The 15,261-nt window shown below is 44.7% G+C and carries 17 protein-coding genes; 12 read left to right on the forward strand and 5 right to left on the reverse strand.

All coding sequences use genetic code 11. The features are described 5' to 3' along the window. Positions 1 to 28 precede the first annotated feature (28 nt). Positions 29 to 496: a CBS domain-containing protein gene (locus KIT51_05875; GenBank protein UYN87781.1), complete on the forward strand. Its 468-nt coding sequence runs from the start codon at positions 29 to 31 to the stop codon at positions 494 to 496. A gap of 219 nt (positions 497 to 715) precedes the next feature. On the opposite strand, the gene KIT51_05880 is transcribed toward KIT51_05875, so the two are convergent. The 3 genes from KIT51_05880 to KIT51_05890 form a co-directional block, all read right to left on the reverse strand. Further along, complete coding sequence (locus KIT51_05880) at positions 716 to 1,543, reverse strand: SDR family NAD(P)-dependent oxidoreductase (GenBank protein UYN87782.1); 828 nt, start codon at positions 1,541 to 1,543, stop codon at positions 716 to 718. A 72-nt stretch (positions 1,544 to 1,615) separates the two neighbouring features. Continuing rightward, positions 1,616 to 2,680 (reverse strand): phosphotransferase family protein, encoded by a 1,065-nt coding sequence (locus KIT51_05885; GenBank protein UYN87783.1) that lies wholly within the window; start codon positions 2,678 to 2,680, stop codon positions 1,616 to 1,618. Further along, positions 2,680 to 3,882 (reverse strand): acyl-CoA dehydrogenase family protein, encoded by a 1,203-nt coding sequence (locus tag KIT51_05890; protein UYN87784.1) that lies wholly within the window; start codon positions 3,880 to 3,882, stop codon positions 2,680 to 2,682. The genes KIT51_05885 and KIT51_05890 overlap by 1 nt, the downstream gene beginning before the upstream one ends. A gap of 123 nt (positions 3,883 to 4,005) precedes the next feature. Here KIT51_05890 and KIT51_05895 point away from each other — a divergent pair, with 123 nt between their 5' ends. Then, positions 4,006 to 4,395 carry a Dabb family protein gene (locus KIT51_05895; protein ID UYN87785.1) on the forward strand — a complete coding sequence of 130 codons (390 nt, stop codon included), beginning with the start codon at positions 4,006 to 4,008 and terminating at the stop codon, positions 4,393 to 4,395. On the opposite strand, the gene KIT51_05900 is transcribed toward KIT51_05895, so the two are convergent. Then, positions 4,392 to 5,615, reverse strand: a complete 1,224-nt coding sequence (locus tag KIT51_05900; GenBank protein UYN87786.1) for a serpin family protein — start codon at positions 5,613 to 5,615, stop codon at positions 4,392 to 4,394. The two genes, KIT51_05895 and KIT51_05900, sit on opposite strands and share 4 nt — an antisense overlap. 275 nt (positions 5,616 to 5,890) lie before the next feature. Here KIT51_05900 and KIT51_05905 point away from each other — a divergent pair, with 275 nt between their 5' ends. Next, positions 5,891 to 7,294, forward strand: coding sequence for an MATE family efflux transporter (locus KIT51_05905; GenBank protein UYN87787.1), 1,404 nt, complete (start codon positions 5,891 to 5,893; stop codon positions 7,292 to 7,294). Between the two features lie 101 nt (positions 7,295 to 7,395). Here KIT51_05905 and KIT51_05910 read toward each other — a convergent pair whose 3' ends face one another. Then, positions 7,396 to 7,665 (reverse strand): hypothetical protein, encoded by a 270-nt coding sequence (locus KIT51_05910; protein ID UYN87788.1) that lies wholly within the window; start codon positions 7,663 to 7,665, stop codon positions 7,396 to 7,398. Positions 7,666 to 7,797: 132 nt separating this feature from the next. On the opposite strand from KIT51_05910, the gene KIT51_05915 reads away from it, so the two are divergent. The 9 genes from KIT51_05915 (at position 7,798) to KIT51_05955 (ending at position 15,211) form a co-directional block, all read left to right on the forward strand. After that, positions 7,798 to 8,487, forward strand: coding sequence for a hypothetical protein (locus KIT51_05915; GenBank protein ID UYN87789.1), 690 nt, complete (start codon positions 7,798 to 7,800; stop codon positions 8,485 to 8,487). A 41-nt stretch (positions 8,488 to 8,528) separates the two neighbouring features. Beyond that, positions 8,529 to 8,672 carry a hypothetical protein gene (locus tag KIT51_05920; GenBank protein ID UYN87790.1) on the forward strand — a complete coding sequence of 48 codons (144 nt, stop codon included), beginning with the start codon at positions 8,529 to 8,531 and terminating at the stop codon, positions 8,670 to 8,672. Positions 8,673 to 8,677: 5 nt separating this feature from the next. Continuing rightward, entirely contained in the window at positions 8,678 to 9,358 is a 681-nt protein-coding gene (cmk, locus tag KIT51_05925; protein UYN88508.1) for a (d)CMP kinase, read from the forward strand. Between the two features lie 138 nt (positions 9,359 to 9,496). Beyond that, on the forward strand, positions 9,497 to 10,861 hold the full coding sequence (locus KIT51_05930; GenBank protein ID UYN87791.1) for a Na(+)-translocating NADH-quinone reductase subunit A: 1,365 nt from the start codon (positions 9,497 to 9,499) through the stop codon (positions 10,859 to 10,861). Between the two features lies 1 nt (position 10,862). Further along, positions 10,863 to 12,065 carry an NADH:ubiquinone reductase (Na(+)-transporting) subunit B gene (locus KIT51_05935; GenBank protein ID UYN87792.1) on the forward strand — a complete coding sequence of 401 codons (1,203 nt, stop codon included), beginning with the start codon at positions 10,863 to 10,865 and terminating at the stop codon, positions 12,063 to 12,065. Then, positions 12,052 to 12,780 carry an NADH:ubiquinone reductase (Na(+)-transporting) subunit C gene (nqrC, locus tag KIT51_05940; protein ID UYN87793.1) on the forward strand — a complete coding sequence of 243 codons (729 nt, stop codon included), beginning with the start codon at positions 12,052 to 12,054 and terminating at the stop codon, positions 12,778 to 12,780. The genes KIT51_05935 and nqrC overlap by 14 nt, the downstream gene beginning before the upstream one ends. Beyond that, positions 12,777 to 13,439, forward strand: a complete 663-nt coding sequence (locus tag KIT51_05945) for an NADH:ubiquinone reductase (Na(+)-transporting) subunit D (GenBank protein ID UYN87794.1) — start codon at positions 12,777 to 12,779, stop codon at positions 13,437 to 13,439. The genes nqrC and KIT51_05945 overlap by 4 nt, the downstream gene beginning before the upstream one ends. Before the next feature lie 12 nt (positions 13,440 to 13,451). Beyond that, positions 13,452 to 14,066: an NADH:ubiquinone reductase (Na(+)-transporting) subunit E gene (gene nqrE / locus KIT51_05950; GenBank protein ID UYN87795.1), complete on the forward strand. Its 615-nt coding sequence runs from the start codon at positions 13,452 to 13,454 to the stop codon at positions 14,064 to 14,066. Positions 14,067 to 14,164: 98 nt separating this feature from the next. Then, positions 14,165 to 15,211 (forward strand): Gfo/Idh/MocA family oxidoreductase, encoded by a 1,047-nt coding sequence (locus KIT51_05955; GenBank protein UYN87796.1) that lies wholly within the window; start codon positions 14,165 to 14,167, stop codon positions 15,209 to 15,211. Positions 15,212 to 15,261: the final 50 nt, after the last annotated feature.

A 15,261-nucleotide genomic window follows, 5' to 3' on the forward strand; every position in this document is an offset into this window, starting at 1 on the left:
AACCCCACAACTAAACCTATTACGCCTTATGAATTTTAAACCGGCAATGAAATCGAAGGAAGAAATGGCTGCGGGACAGCCCAAGTATGAATCGGTAACCCAGTACATGGTAAACGCTGGAAGCTTAATAACCTTCTCACCTGACCAAACCATCCAGGAAGTAATTGATATCATCATTAATAAAGGCATATCCGGTGCTCCAGTGCTGGATAAAGATCGCAAACTTGTGGGTATTATTTCAGAGAAAGATTGCCTGCGGATTATCGTTGATCAGGCCTACCATAACCTGCCCACTTCCGACCGCAAGGTTTCGGATTACATGACAGCAAAAGTGAAAACACTATCATCCACCAGCGATGTGGTTGAAGCCGCCAATGAATTTTTGAACAGCCCGATTCGCAGATTACCCATTGTGGATAATGGTGTGCTGATAGGGCAAGTAAGCCGCAGGGATATTTTAAAAGCTGCTAAAAATATTAGCCAGACTACCTGGTGAGTATAAGAAATAAAAGTAGATAGCTCAGGTTGGAAATGTGAACCCCACCCCCAGCCCCTCCCCACAGGGGAGGGGAGTAAAGAGGAGTACTTTAATGAGTGAATTAATTTGTAAAGACTGAGCCTGCTCGTGGATTTCATTTTTAATTCCCCTCCCCACAGGGGAGGGGTTAGGGGTGGGGTGAGCCTGACAAGTGCCTGAGTAGCGGTAATTTGTTTATTACCGAATCCTCCCAATCGCTTGCATATACTTTTCTTTTACTATCCTTCTCAACCGGGTTGGCATAAGTCTCTTCATCATCCATATTTTGCGTGCCGCTTTTGGTAAGATAATATAGAGTTCTCCCTTTCCGGCACGAACTAAAATTTCCTGTGCAATTTCTGTTGCCTGAAATCCTGAGCGTTCAATGAATGTTTGCGTAATTTTTTTAATCCGGTCACCTCCGCGCACACCCTTAGCGATGTTCGTTTTGAAATACGAGGGCATAACGCATGATACGCGAATATTATCGTCCATTAATTCACCATACAGTGTTTCGCTCATAGCGATAACGGCAGCCTTAGTCATGTTGTAGGCGCCCATTTGTGGGGCACAACTTACACCGGCAATGCTGGCAATGTTCATGATCTGCCCCGATTGCTGTTTTTTAAAGGTGGGAATGAAGTGATGGCAGCCGTATATAACACCAAACTGATTAATCCGAACCATCCACTCCCAGTTATCAAGGGAATACTCTTCAAACTTTCCGCCATCGCCCACACCGGCATTGTTCACGAGTAAATCTATTCCTCCGGTTTGCTTTAAAAAATCATCAGCAACTTTTTTGTATGCTACTTTATCGGATACATCAAGTTGAAAGGAAATCGCTTTGCCGCCCGCTTGTTCAATTTCATGATGCGTAGCCTTTAGTGCTTCGATATTTACATCACTGATCCCAATTGTCCAGCCATCGACTGCCAGATGAAGACTCAGTGCTTTGCCTAATCCGGAAGCCGCACCGGTAATAAAGGCGCGCTTGTGTGGGAATTGTTTGGTTAATATTAACATTAGTTCTTAGTTCTTAGTTGATAGTTGATAGTTGATAGTTACACATCACCAGGAATTGTAAGACTGAGACTATTATATTTTCTGAGTAGTCACTGATTCCACACCTTGTTTGGCCAACGCTTTGATCACGTGGATCAGTCCGCCAAAGCGCGGGTCTTTTGAAAAGCCTTGTTTCCAACGCGCATAAATCTGTTGTGCAATTACCGCATTCTTGAATAATCCGAACACATAATAAAAATGAATACCCGAAACATCACGACCACTTTTTGTGGCGTATCGGGCGGCCACTTCTTGTCGTGTTAAATTTCCCGGTAGTGCCGTAAGATTAAAACTTTGCAACACCGGATTGTCACCGGCTTCACTCCAATAGGCTAAACTTGCACCAAGGTCCATAAGCGGATCGCCCACGGTGGCCATCTCCCAATCGAGTACACCGATAATTTTGCTCAGGTTATCGGGATCAAGAATAACATTGTCGTATTTAAAATCGTTGTGGAGGAATGCGGGCTGTTGTGGTGAAGGTTGTTGTTGCTTCAGCCAATCTGCCAGTTGATTCATGTGGTCAATTGAATCCGTTTCGGCTGCATAGTAACGCTTACTCCAGCCTTCCACCTGTCGTTGCACATAGCCTTCCGGTTTGCCGAGTTGATCTAACCCGGTTTTGTAAATATCAATGGCGTGAAGTTCCACCAATGTATCCACCAATGCTTCTGAAATGGATTTGAGAATTTCTGGTGAAAGCTTGAGTTGTTGCGCATGGCTGGCCCGCAGAATGATGCCGTGCAACCGCTGCATGATGTAAAACGGAGCACCAATCACCGATTCATCTTCACAATGGATAATGGGTGATGGAATTTTTCCGAAATGCACCTTTAATCGCGTAAGCACCACAAACTCACGACCCATATCGTGTGCGGATTTAATATTAGCACCAAGTGGTGGTCTGCGTAAGATATATTCCTGCGTTGCTGTTTTTAAACAGAAGGTGAGGTTGGAATATCCGCTTGGAAATTGTTTGATCTCCAGCACTTCACCGAAATGAGGTGCTATACTTTTGAGATAAGTATTCAACTTGCGTACATCCGGCATCTCATGTTCACGCCCGGTAACGGGTTGGTCTGGTGTCAGTTGTTCCATTAAAATTTCAATCCATATTGTTTCAAAATACTTTTTGCGAGAGCCGATTTATGCACCTCATCGGGTCCATCGTAAATGCGTGCTGCTCGTTCATGACGATACCAGAAGGAGAGGAGTGTATCATCGGTGATGCCCAATGCTCCGTGTACTTGTATGGCTTTGTCGAGCACGTCAATCAATACATTTGCAACAAAAAATTTGATGGTAGAAATTTCCTCTTTTACGGCTTTTGCACCTTGTGCTTCCATGGCATGTGCCGTGTGCAGCACCATCAGGCGCGCTGCCGTAATGTTAGCACGACATTCGGCAATCCAGTGTTGTATTACCTGCTGATGACCGAGCATTTTGTGTTCATCGAGTTGTCGGGTGGCGGCACGCTTGCACAACATATCGAATGCATGTTCGCAGATGCCGATCCACCGCATGCAATGATGAATGCGGCCCGGCCCGAGGCGAGCCTGGGCTAACACAAAACCTTTTCCTTCCTCACCTATGCGATTGGTAACGGGTACCGTGCAGTTGGTGAATTTCAATTCGGCATGACTAAGGTAATCTTCACCGGCATCGCCCATCACCGGAATATTTCGAACCAATTCAACGCCTTTATGTGGTAACGGCACCAAAATCATGCTGGCACGCTCATATGGATTTTTATTGTCCGGGTCAGTCACTGCCATCACTATGGTAAAGGCTGCACCATCGGCACTGGAGGTAAACCATTTATGACCATTGATAACATAGTTATTGTCAACCCGTTTGGCTGTTGTGCCCATGTTCACCGGATTTGATCCGGCAAATTCAGGTTCGGTCATGGCAAAGCATGAGCGGATTTCACCACGTTGCAAAGGCTTAAGGTATTTTTCTTTTAATGCATCCGAAGCAAATTCATGCATCAGCTCCATGTTACCAATATCCGGTGCGTTGCAGTTAAAAATATAATGACCGAGTGGTGATGTGCCCAGCAATTCACTTACTTGAGCAAACTCAACCAGAGTGAGTCCAAGGCCACCGTCTTTTTCTGCAAGATGCGGATTGAACAATCCTAAAGTTTTTGCTTTTGTTCGAAGCGCTTGGAGTTTTGGTAGCGATTGGCGAAAGGGTTTTGTCAGTACATCCAATTCCATCGGGTAAAGGTGTTCTTCCAGGAATTGTTTGTATTGAGGAATGAAATGCTTGGTTTTATCGGTTTGGAAAAAGTGCATGTGTATTTGAATGAGTTGGAAAAGATAGTGAATTCGAGGAAAACCCCCTCCGTCCTTCGGACACCTCCCCCGAATCGGGGGAGGAATAGAGGGGGTTTGATAAAAAATACTTTACTTCATATCATGAACCGTAAAACCTTTATCACCACAGCCTCACTGCTCAGCGTAAGTGCTGTGGCTGCGCCAACATCGTTAATGAAAAAATCAAAACTCCTGCACCAGGTATATTTCTGGTTGAAAAATCCGCAATCAACAGCTGATCGCGATAAGCTTATTGCCGGTATACGCACCTTGCGTGGTATTGAAACGGTTCGTGAACTACACATTGGTGTACCCGCCTCAACTGAAAAGCGCGAAGTAGTCGACAACAGTTTTAGTGTATCAGAACTGATTTTCTTTGACGATGTGGAAGGCCAGAACAACTACCAGGAACACCCGATTCACAAGAAATTTGTTGAGGAATGTTCTTCGTTGTGGATCAAGGTAGTTGTTTACGACACCACAACGGTTTAGTTCTGCAACGAGGCCGGATTGGTTAACTGGCCCATGAACAAAATCACGCCACTATGTTTTTCCCGGATCATAAACAGGAAGGGTTTGTCAATTGTGATTTTAGTTGGCTTTGAAGGTCCAACACTGGTGAACACCATTCCTATGGCCGTTGCAGCGGCAGCTTCTGAACCCTCTTCGTTAACTTCTAAAAACGATTGATGAATTACCCGACCCACCTGAATAGGGGGAGTTGGCCCTTCAAAAAGAAGCGGAAAGCCAACCATCAGCATTCCCATTTTTGTGAGGGATGGCTTGAGATCATCCTTCCAGGTCATTTTAAACTTTGGTAGTTCAAGTTCTACACTGATGGAGTCTGCTGAATGAATAGTGCTGTTGAACGCTTGGGCATTGATGGTTTCTGTTAAATCCAGTATGCCTGAATGCTCATGCGGCATCAAAATCGTGAACCTGAACTGGCCATTGCCATAAGGCAAATCCAACAACTGAAAATCTGGTGTGGATTTGTATTTCATCGACACACCTTTTGAGAACATCATGTCAACCTGGGTTGTTGCTCCACTCAAAGTAGTAAAGGGTGCTTTCTTTGTTTTCGATTTATCAAACTGGTGCGTCCAGTCGCCCTTAAAGTAGATGGCGTTCACCAGGAACATCACTTCATTCGGGTTAATTTGGTTAATGAGGTCTTTAATACGGTTGTTGGTTTTACTTTCTACCCACTGGTTGATGATGTCCTTTGAGGCAGGATTGGCGAAGTCAAGACCCTTTACTATCCCATCATAATGGTTTTGGATCACGGATGAGAATTGATTTTTAACGGTTAAATCATTTCGGTACCAAACTGAATTAGCCAAGCCGAAATTTATTTTCCTGTCCATGGATAACAGCAGTTTGGTCAGATCTCTGAATCCTTCATTCACTTCTTCAGCCGTATAATCCTTAAAGTCGATGGTATTGAGTATGCTCTGACGCACATCACCTTCGGCACCATTCAGCAACATGCCAAGCGCCATGCTTACACTGAGTGGCGAAATGAATGCATTGTCGGTTTCCGGTGTAGGCAGGTTTCTGAAAAGGTTAAACGCAAAGTCATTTGAACTCTTCGACACCTGAACCTCAGCCGCAGAAAGTGTCCTCAGGTTAGGCGGGTTGTCGGGTGAAACTCCTGCATCCTGACAGGCAAACGAAATAATTAAAGGTAGAATCAGAACTATTCTTTTCATCGGACTTGTGCGTTTAGGTATCCATGCACATCAATAGACCCTTTGTCAGCCATAAAAGTTGGAAAAATAAAGCAGCTCACCGTAACCTTTTCTCCGCTTTTTCGTGATCTTTGCCATCGGCCTTACAAGCCACAGCCCTTTTTGCCTATGAAGCTCATTAAGTCCACCTTCTAAAATCCGTGCGGCATCCTGTCAGGAGCTGTCACTGGATTTGATTTGGTTTCGCACCAAATCTTTTTTGTATTCCTTATTTATCATTCTTTAACTTCATAGGTATGTCTTTTTTCACAAAAGCAATTTCAATATTTCGTTTATTCAAACAGGCCCTCAAAGGCGAGGAGCAAAGCTATACTTCCGGCAGTATCGACAAGGCCATCTTCATGTTGTCGATACCGATGATCCTGGAGATGTCGATGGAATCGCTATTTGCCGTAGTGGATGCCTTTTATGTAAGCCGGCTTGGTGTTGATGCGTTGGCTACGGTTAGCCTCACCGAATCGGTTCTAACGCTGGTGTATTCACTGGCCATTGGGTTGAGCATGGGCGCTACCGCTATGGTTGCACGCAGGGTGGGCGAAGGTGATATTCCTGCGGCAGCAAAAGCCGGTGTGCAGGCCATTTACCTGGCAATAGGAATTTCTATTGCCATAAGCATCGTTGGATTATTTTTCGCAGAAAATATTCTGGGTCTGATGGGTGCATCCGAATCGGTTATCGCATCAGGCTCAGGGTATACCCGTTGGATGCTGGGCGGTAACATAACCGTTATGCTGATCTTTTTGATCAATGCCATTTTTCGCGGTGCCGGTGATGCTTCCCTGGCCATGCGGGTGCTTATACTATCCAATGCATTGAATATTATTCTCGATCCGATTTTTATTTTCGGTTTCGGTCCGATACCCGCATTTGGTGTTGAAGGAGCAGCCATTGCCACCACCATTGGCCGGGGCATTGGTGTACTTTATCAGATATCACATTTAATATATGGAAAGGGATTGATCAAAATTCATCGTCAGAACCTTCCGATCGATTTTGGTCTGATCGGGCGACTGATAAAAGTCTCTGCAGGCGGAACGGGCCAGTTTATCATTGCATCTGCAAGCTGGATTTTCCTGGTTCGGATCGTTTCAACCTTTGGTAGTGAAGCGCTGGCTGGTTATACCATTGCTATACGCGTAATTGTTTTTGCCATTTTACCGGCATGGGGTATGGCCAATGCAGCGGCAACATTAGTCGGGCAGAATTTGGGGGCCGGACAACCGGAGCGTGCGGAACAATCGGTGTGGCGCACCGGGTTTTTTAACATGTTGTTTATGGCGTTTATCACGGTAACGTTTTTGACACTCGCCAAACCCATTGTTGAATTATTTACCACCGAGGTTGTAGTACTGGCTAATGCAACACAATGTTTACAGATTGTGGCAATAGGGTACATTTTTTATGCTTACGGTATGGTGGTAGCGCAATCGTTTAATGGAGCGGGCGATACACGCACGCCCACCATTTTAAATTTCTTTGCTTTTTGGATGTTTCAGATTCCGCTGGCGTATGCATTGGCAATTTTACTAAACATGGGGCCGAAAGGAGTGTACGTGGCTATTGTTGTGGCCGAGTCGGCACTGGCGGTGGTGGGCATACTCATTTTCAGAAGGGGCAAGTGGAAGACGGTGAAGGTTTAGGGGTGATCGTTGTTAGTTGGTGGTTGTTAGTTGTTAGTTGTTAGCTTATAATCATGCGATTGTATTTACCAACAACTAATAACCAACAACGAACAACTTACCTACTGCTTCTTCTTAAACGCAGCCTTCAAAGCATTCTCCAATTCCTTACCGGCTTTTTTCAGGCTGGCTTCAACTTCTTTCCAGCGCTCTTTATTCTCTGCTTCCTTTTTTAGTTTTTCAGCGGCTTGTTTTAGTTCTTCATACTTTACTTCAAACTCTTTATTAAGTTTGCCGCCTGCCTCATCAAGTTCTTCCAGAAATTTATCTACTTTTTTGCCGAACTTTTGAAATAGTTTCTCTGCCTGACCTTCTTTTGTTTGTTCTGCCATACTTCTTAATGTTAAAGTGTTGTCAAGTTAAATCGGATATTGCTGTAACGCAAAACCTGGAGCTGGCGTTTTTCCTTTGCCCTAAAAGGACGAGGTATTTTGATTATTTTGCAAGCCTCAAACCCAAACAGTATGGAAACGGATCAGGATCATATTGCCTACATTACGCAATTGCTGGAGAGTAAATCAACGGCCAAGCAAAAAACCTACAAACATTTGTTGGCGGCATTTAAAATCCTGGCCAGTGAATCGGAACGGATTGTAAATGAACTCAGCAAAAAAGCTCACCCTGCCGATGATGATGTTACCGTGTATTTTAAACAAGTCGGTGATCATGAGTTTCATGTTAAAGTGGCAGGCGACCTGCTGATCTTTGTTTTGCACACCAACGTGGTTACGTTTGATGCTGAACATTTTGTAATGAAAGATCCGTACACGCAGCAAAATGAATTCAATAAGTACTATGGTCAGATCATGATTTACAATTTCATGTCCGACTCGCTCAAGTTCAACCGCATCAACGACCCGGGGTATTTGCTGGCGCGGTTAATGGTTAATCATGAAAATCGTTTTTTCGTTGAAGGTGAAGGAAGGCTGGCCTACTTGTTCAATAAAGTTTCGGATGCCCCGCTTCAACCCGAAAACCTGAATGCCCTGGTAAAGCTGGCCGTGGCCATAGCCATTGAAAACGACCTGATGGCCCCGCCTTATCCGCAAGTGAGGTTTATCACCTTGCACCAGAAAATTGAACATACCCCCGATCTGGGCGGAGGTCAGAAAATCGGTTTTAAAATGAGTTATCAGGACAAGACGAAGGGTTGAACTGGTTTTTCAAAGTTCCGGTTTCATCCTAACTTGCCAGCATGAAAAGCATCCTTTCTTTCAAGCGAATTTTTCCAATACTATTGGTACTGTTGGCGATCATGTTTTCGGATTGTGCCTCACAGAAGAAGCACAAGCGCCTCAAGCCCGGTAAACCCATTCCCTGTCCGCAAAAAGATTGCTGATGAAGCTGAATAAAATCGTAGTTGCCATTGATGGCTACTCAGCCTGCGGAAAAAGCACAACAGCCAAGGAAGTAGCCAAAATTCTAGGGTATCGGTACATCGATTCGGGTGCCATGTACCGCGCGGTAACACTTTACTTTTTAGATCATCACGTAGCATTAACCAACCCCAAGGAAGTAGAGCGGGCACTGAAACAAATCAATATTTCGTTTAAGGTTAATGCAAAAAAAGTCACCGAAACCTTCTTAAACGGACTTAGCGTTGAACAGGAAATCCGTCAGCTGCGGGTGTCGGAGCAGGTAAGCCCGGTAAGCACCCTGAAAGCCGTGCGCGAGGCTATGGTTGCCCAGCAACGCAAACTCGGTAAGGATAAGGGCATTGTTATGGATGGCCGCGATATCGGAACAGTGGTTTTTCCGCAAGCCGAACTTAAATTGTTCATGACGGCCGATATGCTGGTGCGGGCTTTTCGCAGGCAGCGCGAGTGGCTTGATCAAGATCGCCTGGTTGACCTGGATGATGTTATCGAAAATATTAAAAAGCGTGACCTTATCGACACTACACGGGCCGAAAGCCCACTGCGGCAGGCCGATGATGCCGTGGTGATTGACACTACCCACATTACCATCGATGAGCAGGTTGACCAGGTCATCCGGATGGCCATATCAAAGATTGTCGGAGCCTAAATTTTCGAACATTTTCGCCTTGAAAATGTTCATCGTTTGAAGGTTAAATTCTGTGATCCGCCTGGCACCAAAAAGCCTTTTTAATGTCAGATTAATCACTAATTTTGCCCCCGATCTAACAAAAATTAACCCGTACTCATGGGCAAATTCATCCGGTTAAAGAAGGGCTTCAACATCAATCTTGCAGGTAAAGCCACACCGAAAGTAGCTACCATCGAACAGCCTGAAACATTCGCCATAAAACCTACCGATTTTCACGGCATTTATATGCCTAAAGTGGTGGTAAAAGAGGGCGATTCGGTTAAAGCCGGCTCTGTTCTTTTTCACGATAAGAAACACGAAAACATTGTGTTTACTGCTCCGGTAAGCGGAGAGGTGGTTGAAGTGAAGCGGGGTGAAAAGCGTAAGCTATTGGAAGTTAGGATACTGGCCGATAAAGCTGTAGAGTATATTCAGTTCGACAAATACTCTGTTTCAGACATTGTTAACCTGAAACGCGAAAAGGCACAGGAGCAATTATTGAAAAGTGGTGTTTGGGTAAATATTGTTCAACGGCCGTTTGGCGTTGTTGCCGATCCGAATGAAAAGCCCAAATCAATTTTTATTTCTGCGTTTGATTCAAGCCCCCTGGCTCCCGATTACAATATTGTTTATAAGGGTCAGGAACATTATTTCCAGGCAGGTGTGGATATATTAAAGAAGTTCACCTCAGGGCCTGTCCATGTAAATGTTCATTCGGAAAGGGAGATATCCCCTGTTTTTTCACAGGTAAAGGGTGCCGAGTTAAACAAATTCTCCGGCCCGCATCCGTCAGGTTGTGTTGGTGTTCAAATCCATCATCTTGACCCTATAAACAAAGGAGACATTGTCTGGACAATTTCACCGTTTGGCGTTATCCAAATAGGTAAGCTTTTCCTCAACGGGATTTATGATGCCTCAAAGGTTATTGCTGTTGCGGGTTCTGAAGTTAAAGAGCCACAGTATTACGCAACATACACTGGCGCTTCAGTGAAGAAATTCCTGGCCAATAACCTGAAGCAGGATCATGTACGGGTGGTGTCGGGCAATGTACTAACGGGTACGAGTATCGGAACCGAAGGTTATGTTGGATTCTTCGATCAGTTGGTAACGGTAATCCCGGAAGGTGATTATTTTGAGTTTATGGGATGGTTAAAGCCTACCGTGAACAAATTGAGTTTTCACCGCGCTTTTGGCCTGTTGTCATTCCTCAATCCGAAAAAAGAATTTGTGCTGGATAGCAACAACCGTGGCGAGCCGCGCGCATTCGTACAAACCGGTATTTTCGAAAAAGTAACACCGATAGACATTTTGCCAACGTACTTGTTAAAAGCAATAATCGCTGAAGATTACGATGAGATGGAAGCGTTGGGCATTTATGAAGTAATAGAAGAAGATCTGGCACTGTGCGAATTTGTAGATGTTTCCAAGCACAATGTTCAGTCTATATTGAGAGAAGGAATTGATTTAATATCAAACAGTTGATATGAAGTTTTTACGCGATACATTAGATAAAGCCAAGCACAACTTTGAGAAAGGTGGCAAGTACCACAAATTCTATTACGTGTTTGAAGCGTTAGATACCTTTCATTTTTCGCCCAACACGGTTACACCGGCCACCGGTGCACAAATACGCGATGCCGTTGACCTGAAGCGCTTGATGATGACCGTGGTGATTGCCATGATCCCCTGCCTTGCCTTTGGTGTGTGGAATGTAGGCTACCAGCATTTTTTAGCGTTAGGTCAGTCTGCTTCTGCCGGTGATATTATTACTGTAGGATTAATCCAGGTTCTACCCATTGTGCTGGTTGCGTATGTGGCCGGTGGTTTGGTGGAAGCAGTATTTGCGATTTTCCGTAAGCACCCGATCAATGAAGGATTTCTGGTTACCGGTATGCTTATTCCATTGGTAATGCCACCGGATATTCCGCTTTGGCAGGTTGCCGTGGCCAGTATTTTTGCAGTGGTCATTGCCAAGGAAGCGTTTGGCGGAACCGGTATGAATATCCTTAACGTAGCGTTGACCGCCCGTGCATTCTTATACTTTGCTTATCCGCTCAATATTTCCGGTGAGGTTTGGACCTATCTTCCTTCCGGTGCAAAAACAGTGGCAGGCTATTCAGGTGCCACTCCGTTAGCGGTTGCCGCACAAGCCTCAACCGAAGGTGAGAGTGTAGTGCAGGCGTTCAATTCATTCGGTGCCGGCTGGGCCGATAATCTTTACAGCTTCAGCAACATGTTTTTTGGTTTTATGCCCGGGTGTATTGGCGAAACATCAACACTGATGTGTTTGATCGGTGCCTTTATTTTGATTACCACCGGAGTAGGTAGTTGGAAAATAATTGCCGGTGTGTTTTTAGGCGCATGGGGTATGGGCGCTTTCCTGAACCTTATTGCTGTTAATGAATTTATGGCCATGCCCGCCCACTATCATTTAGTCATAGGCGGATTGGCTTTTGGTGCTGTGTTTATGGCTACTGATCCGGTAACGGCAACCCAAACTGAAGCCGGTAAATGGGTTTACGGGTTACTAATTGGATTACTGACGGTGTTGATCCGGGTGTTTAACCCGGCTTACCCGGAAGGTATTATGCTGGCTATATTATTCATGAACGTAATGGCGCCACTGATTGATTATGTTGTAGTAAGTGCAAACAAAAAACGCAGATTAAGCCGTGCGACAGTCTAACTTATACATTGTACTATATGCCGCTGCCCTCACCGTTGTGTGCGGAGGTTTGCTGGCGCTTGCATCCGAAGGATTGAAAGAAAAGCAACAAGCGAACATTGAGCTTGAACAGAAGAAGAACATTCTTTCAACCGTGATGGAGTTACCGAAAGGTGCAAACATTGAAGAGTTGTATGCCAAAAAGGTGAAATCTTTTGTTGTGGATTCAAAAGGTAAAACAATAGAAGGTGCACAGGCTAAAGATGTAGTGGTGTTGGCTGAATACAAAAAACCTGCTGATCAGCGCATGCTACCGGTGTACGAATTCCGAAATGAAAGTAATCCTGAAAAAATTGACTTCGTGGTGTTACCCGTTTTTGGTTTTGGATTGTGGGATAACATTTGGGGATTTGTAGCCTTGCAGGAAGACTTGAATACCATCCAGGGAGTTTCCTATCAACATAAAGGCGAGACACCAGGCCTTGGCGCGCGCATCGATTCAAAGGAAATCCAGGACCGTTACAAGGGAAAATCGATTTACGATAACGACAACCTTGTTTCGGTGGTAATGATGAAAGGCGAAGGCGTTGACTATTCCAGTGATAAACACAAAGTGGATGGCATGTCGGGCGCTACGCTTACGGCCAAAGGGGTAAACAATATGCTGTCGCAGTATCTTTCATTATACGAGAATTATTTAAAGAACATCAAGGCAACTAACGCTGTAGATTTATGAGTACGGAAGTAGCTGAAGTAAAAGAAGTAAAGAAGAGCGAGCCGCTTTTCTCGAAGAAAAACAGAAAATTGGTAACCAACCCGCTGGATATCGATAACCCGATTACTGTTCAGGTATTGGGAATATGCTCGGCCCTGGCGGTTACCACCCAGATGAAACCTGCTTTTACGATGGCGGTGAGCTTGGTGGTGGTGTTGATTGCTTCAAGCCTTGTAATTTCTGCGATTCGCAACACAATCCCTTCGCGCATTCGTATTGTTGTTCAATTGGCTGTTATTGCAACTTTCGTAATCCTGGTGGACCAGGTGTTGAAGGCATATGTTTACGATATTTCAAAACAACTGTCCGTATTCGTTGGACTTATCATTACAAACTGTATTGTAATGGGTCGCCTGGAGGCATTTTCCATGGGGAACAAACTAGGCCCTTCTTTTATGGATGGCTTAGGTAACGGATTAGGGTATGGTATCATCCTGATGATCGTGGCTTTCTTCCGTGAGCTATTGGGTTCCGGGGCCCTGTTTGGTTTTAAAGTTTTTGAATCGATCGGTTTGCACTATCCCGGAAATGGATTGATGTTGTTACCTGCCGGTGCGTGTATTGTGGTGGGGGTAATTATCTGGGTGCAACGTTCATTAAATGGTTATCGCGAAGGTTAATCGAAAAGCATTATGGAAAATTTAATCAGCATTGGCGTACGTTCCATTTTTATCGATAATATGATATTTGCCTATTTCTTAGGCATGTGTTCGTACCTGGCCGTATCGAAAAAAGTAAAAACTGCTTTTGGGCTAGGTGTTGCCGTAATATTTGTGTTAGGTTTCACCGTGCCCATCAACTGGCTTATCCAAAACCATATTTTAAACCAGGGTTCACTGGCGTGGATCAGTCCTGAACTGGCTACGGTTGACCTGACCTTCCTCCAGTTTATTGTATTCATTGCCGTAATTGCCTCCATGGTTCAGTTAACCGAAATGGCGATTGAGAAATTTTCACCGGCACTTTACGGATCGCTTGGTATATTCCTTCCGTTGATTGCTGTGAATTGCGCCATTCTTGGTGGTTCATTGTTTATGGTTGGCCGTTCCTACACATTACCTGAAGCCACCGTGTTTGGATTGGGTTCTGGTATTGGATGGTTATTGGCCATTGTAGCTTTGGCGGGTATTCGTGAAAAGATGAAGTATTCTAATGTGCCCGGGCCGCTTCGTGGATTAGGTATCACGTTTATTTTGGTAGGCTTAATGTCGCTTGGTTTTCTGAGCTTCATGGGTTTCTCCCTATAAAGCCTTACGATATTGATTTCTCAAAAGGCTTCTGTTACGGCAGAGGCCTTTTGTTTTTTAAGCCAGAAGTATAAAACTTACGCTTAACGTTATTCATTATGCAGAGAATCAAAACAGCCCTTCTTTCATTTGGTATGTCGGGCAGGGTGTTTCACGCCCCATTTATTCACGCGCATCCCGGATTTGAACTTGCAGGAGCCTGGGAGCGATCGGCAAAAAACATACAGCAGCTTTATCCTGAAACTAAAAGTTACTCTTCGCTGGAAGAATTATTGCACGATGATTCCATAGCGCTTGTTGTGGTAAACACACCCACCTATACACATTATGAATTTACAAGAAGGGCGCTTGAAGCCGGGAAGCATGTAATTGTTGAGAAGGCTTTCACAACCACAGCAGCTGAAGCAGAGGAATTGAAAACACTGGCAACCGAAGTGAATAGAAAGTTGTCGGTTTTTCAGAACCGCAGATGGGACAGTGATTTTAAAACGGTTCAGCACATTATCAGCAAAGGTGTTCTTGGTGATTTGGTAGAAGTTTCGTTTTCCTACGACCGTTACAACCCTGCCCTCAGCCCCAAGCTGCATAAGGAAATAGTGCAACCGGGAGCCGGTGTTGTACACGATCTCGGTCCGCATTTAATTGACCAGGCCTTGGTTTTATTTAAAATGCCCCAGGCTGTTTTTGCAGATTTAGCCATTACCCGTGCTTCGTCTAAGGTGTATGACTATTTTGAAATTCTCTTACTCTATCCTTCCCTGAGGGTGCGGCTCAGGGCCGGGTATTTTGTTCGGGAACCTGCTCCGTCATACATTGTGCATGGTACAAAAGGATCGTTCTTGAAAACGCGTGCCGATGTGCAGGAAACTGATTTGCAGGCTGGTAAAAAACCTTCCGGCAAGGGGTGGGGGGTTGAGCCTGAAAAGGAGCAGGGACTACTTCATACAGAAATTGATGGCAAGGTTGTTCGTGATAAGATTGAAACACTACCCGGTAACTACATGGAATATTATGACGGCATCTATCGTTCTCTTGCCAACGATGGGCCGTTACCGGTAACAGCCGATGAAGGCGTACAGGTTATGCGCATTACTGATGCTGCGTTTGACAGCCACCGTGAAAAGAGGATTATTGAATTGGCCTAACCAAAAAAATCTCTACTGCAGAAGGTGGGATATGGAGACGAACTTTTTAA

The sequence above is a fragment of the Cyclobacteriaceae bacterium genome, from assembly GCA_025808415.1.
Taxonomy (GTDB): Bacteria; Bacteroidota; Bacteroidia; order Cytophagales; family Cyclobacteriaceae; genus UBA2336.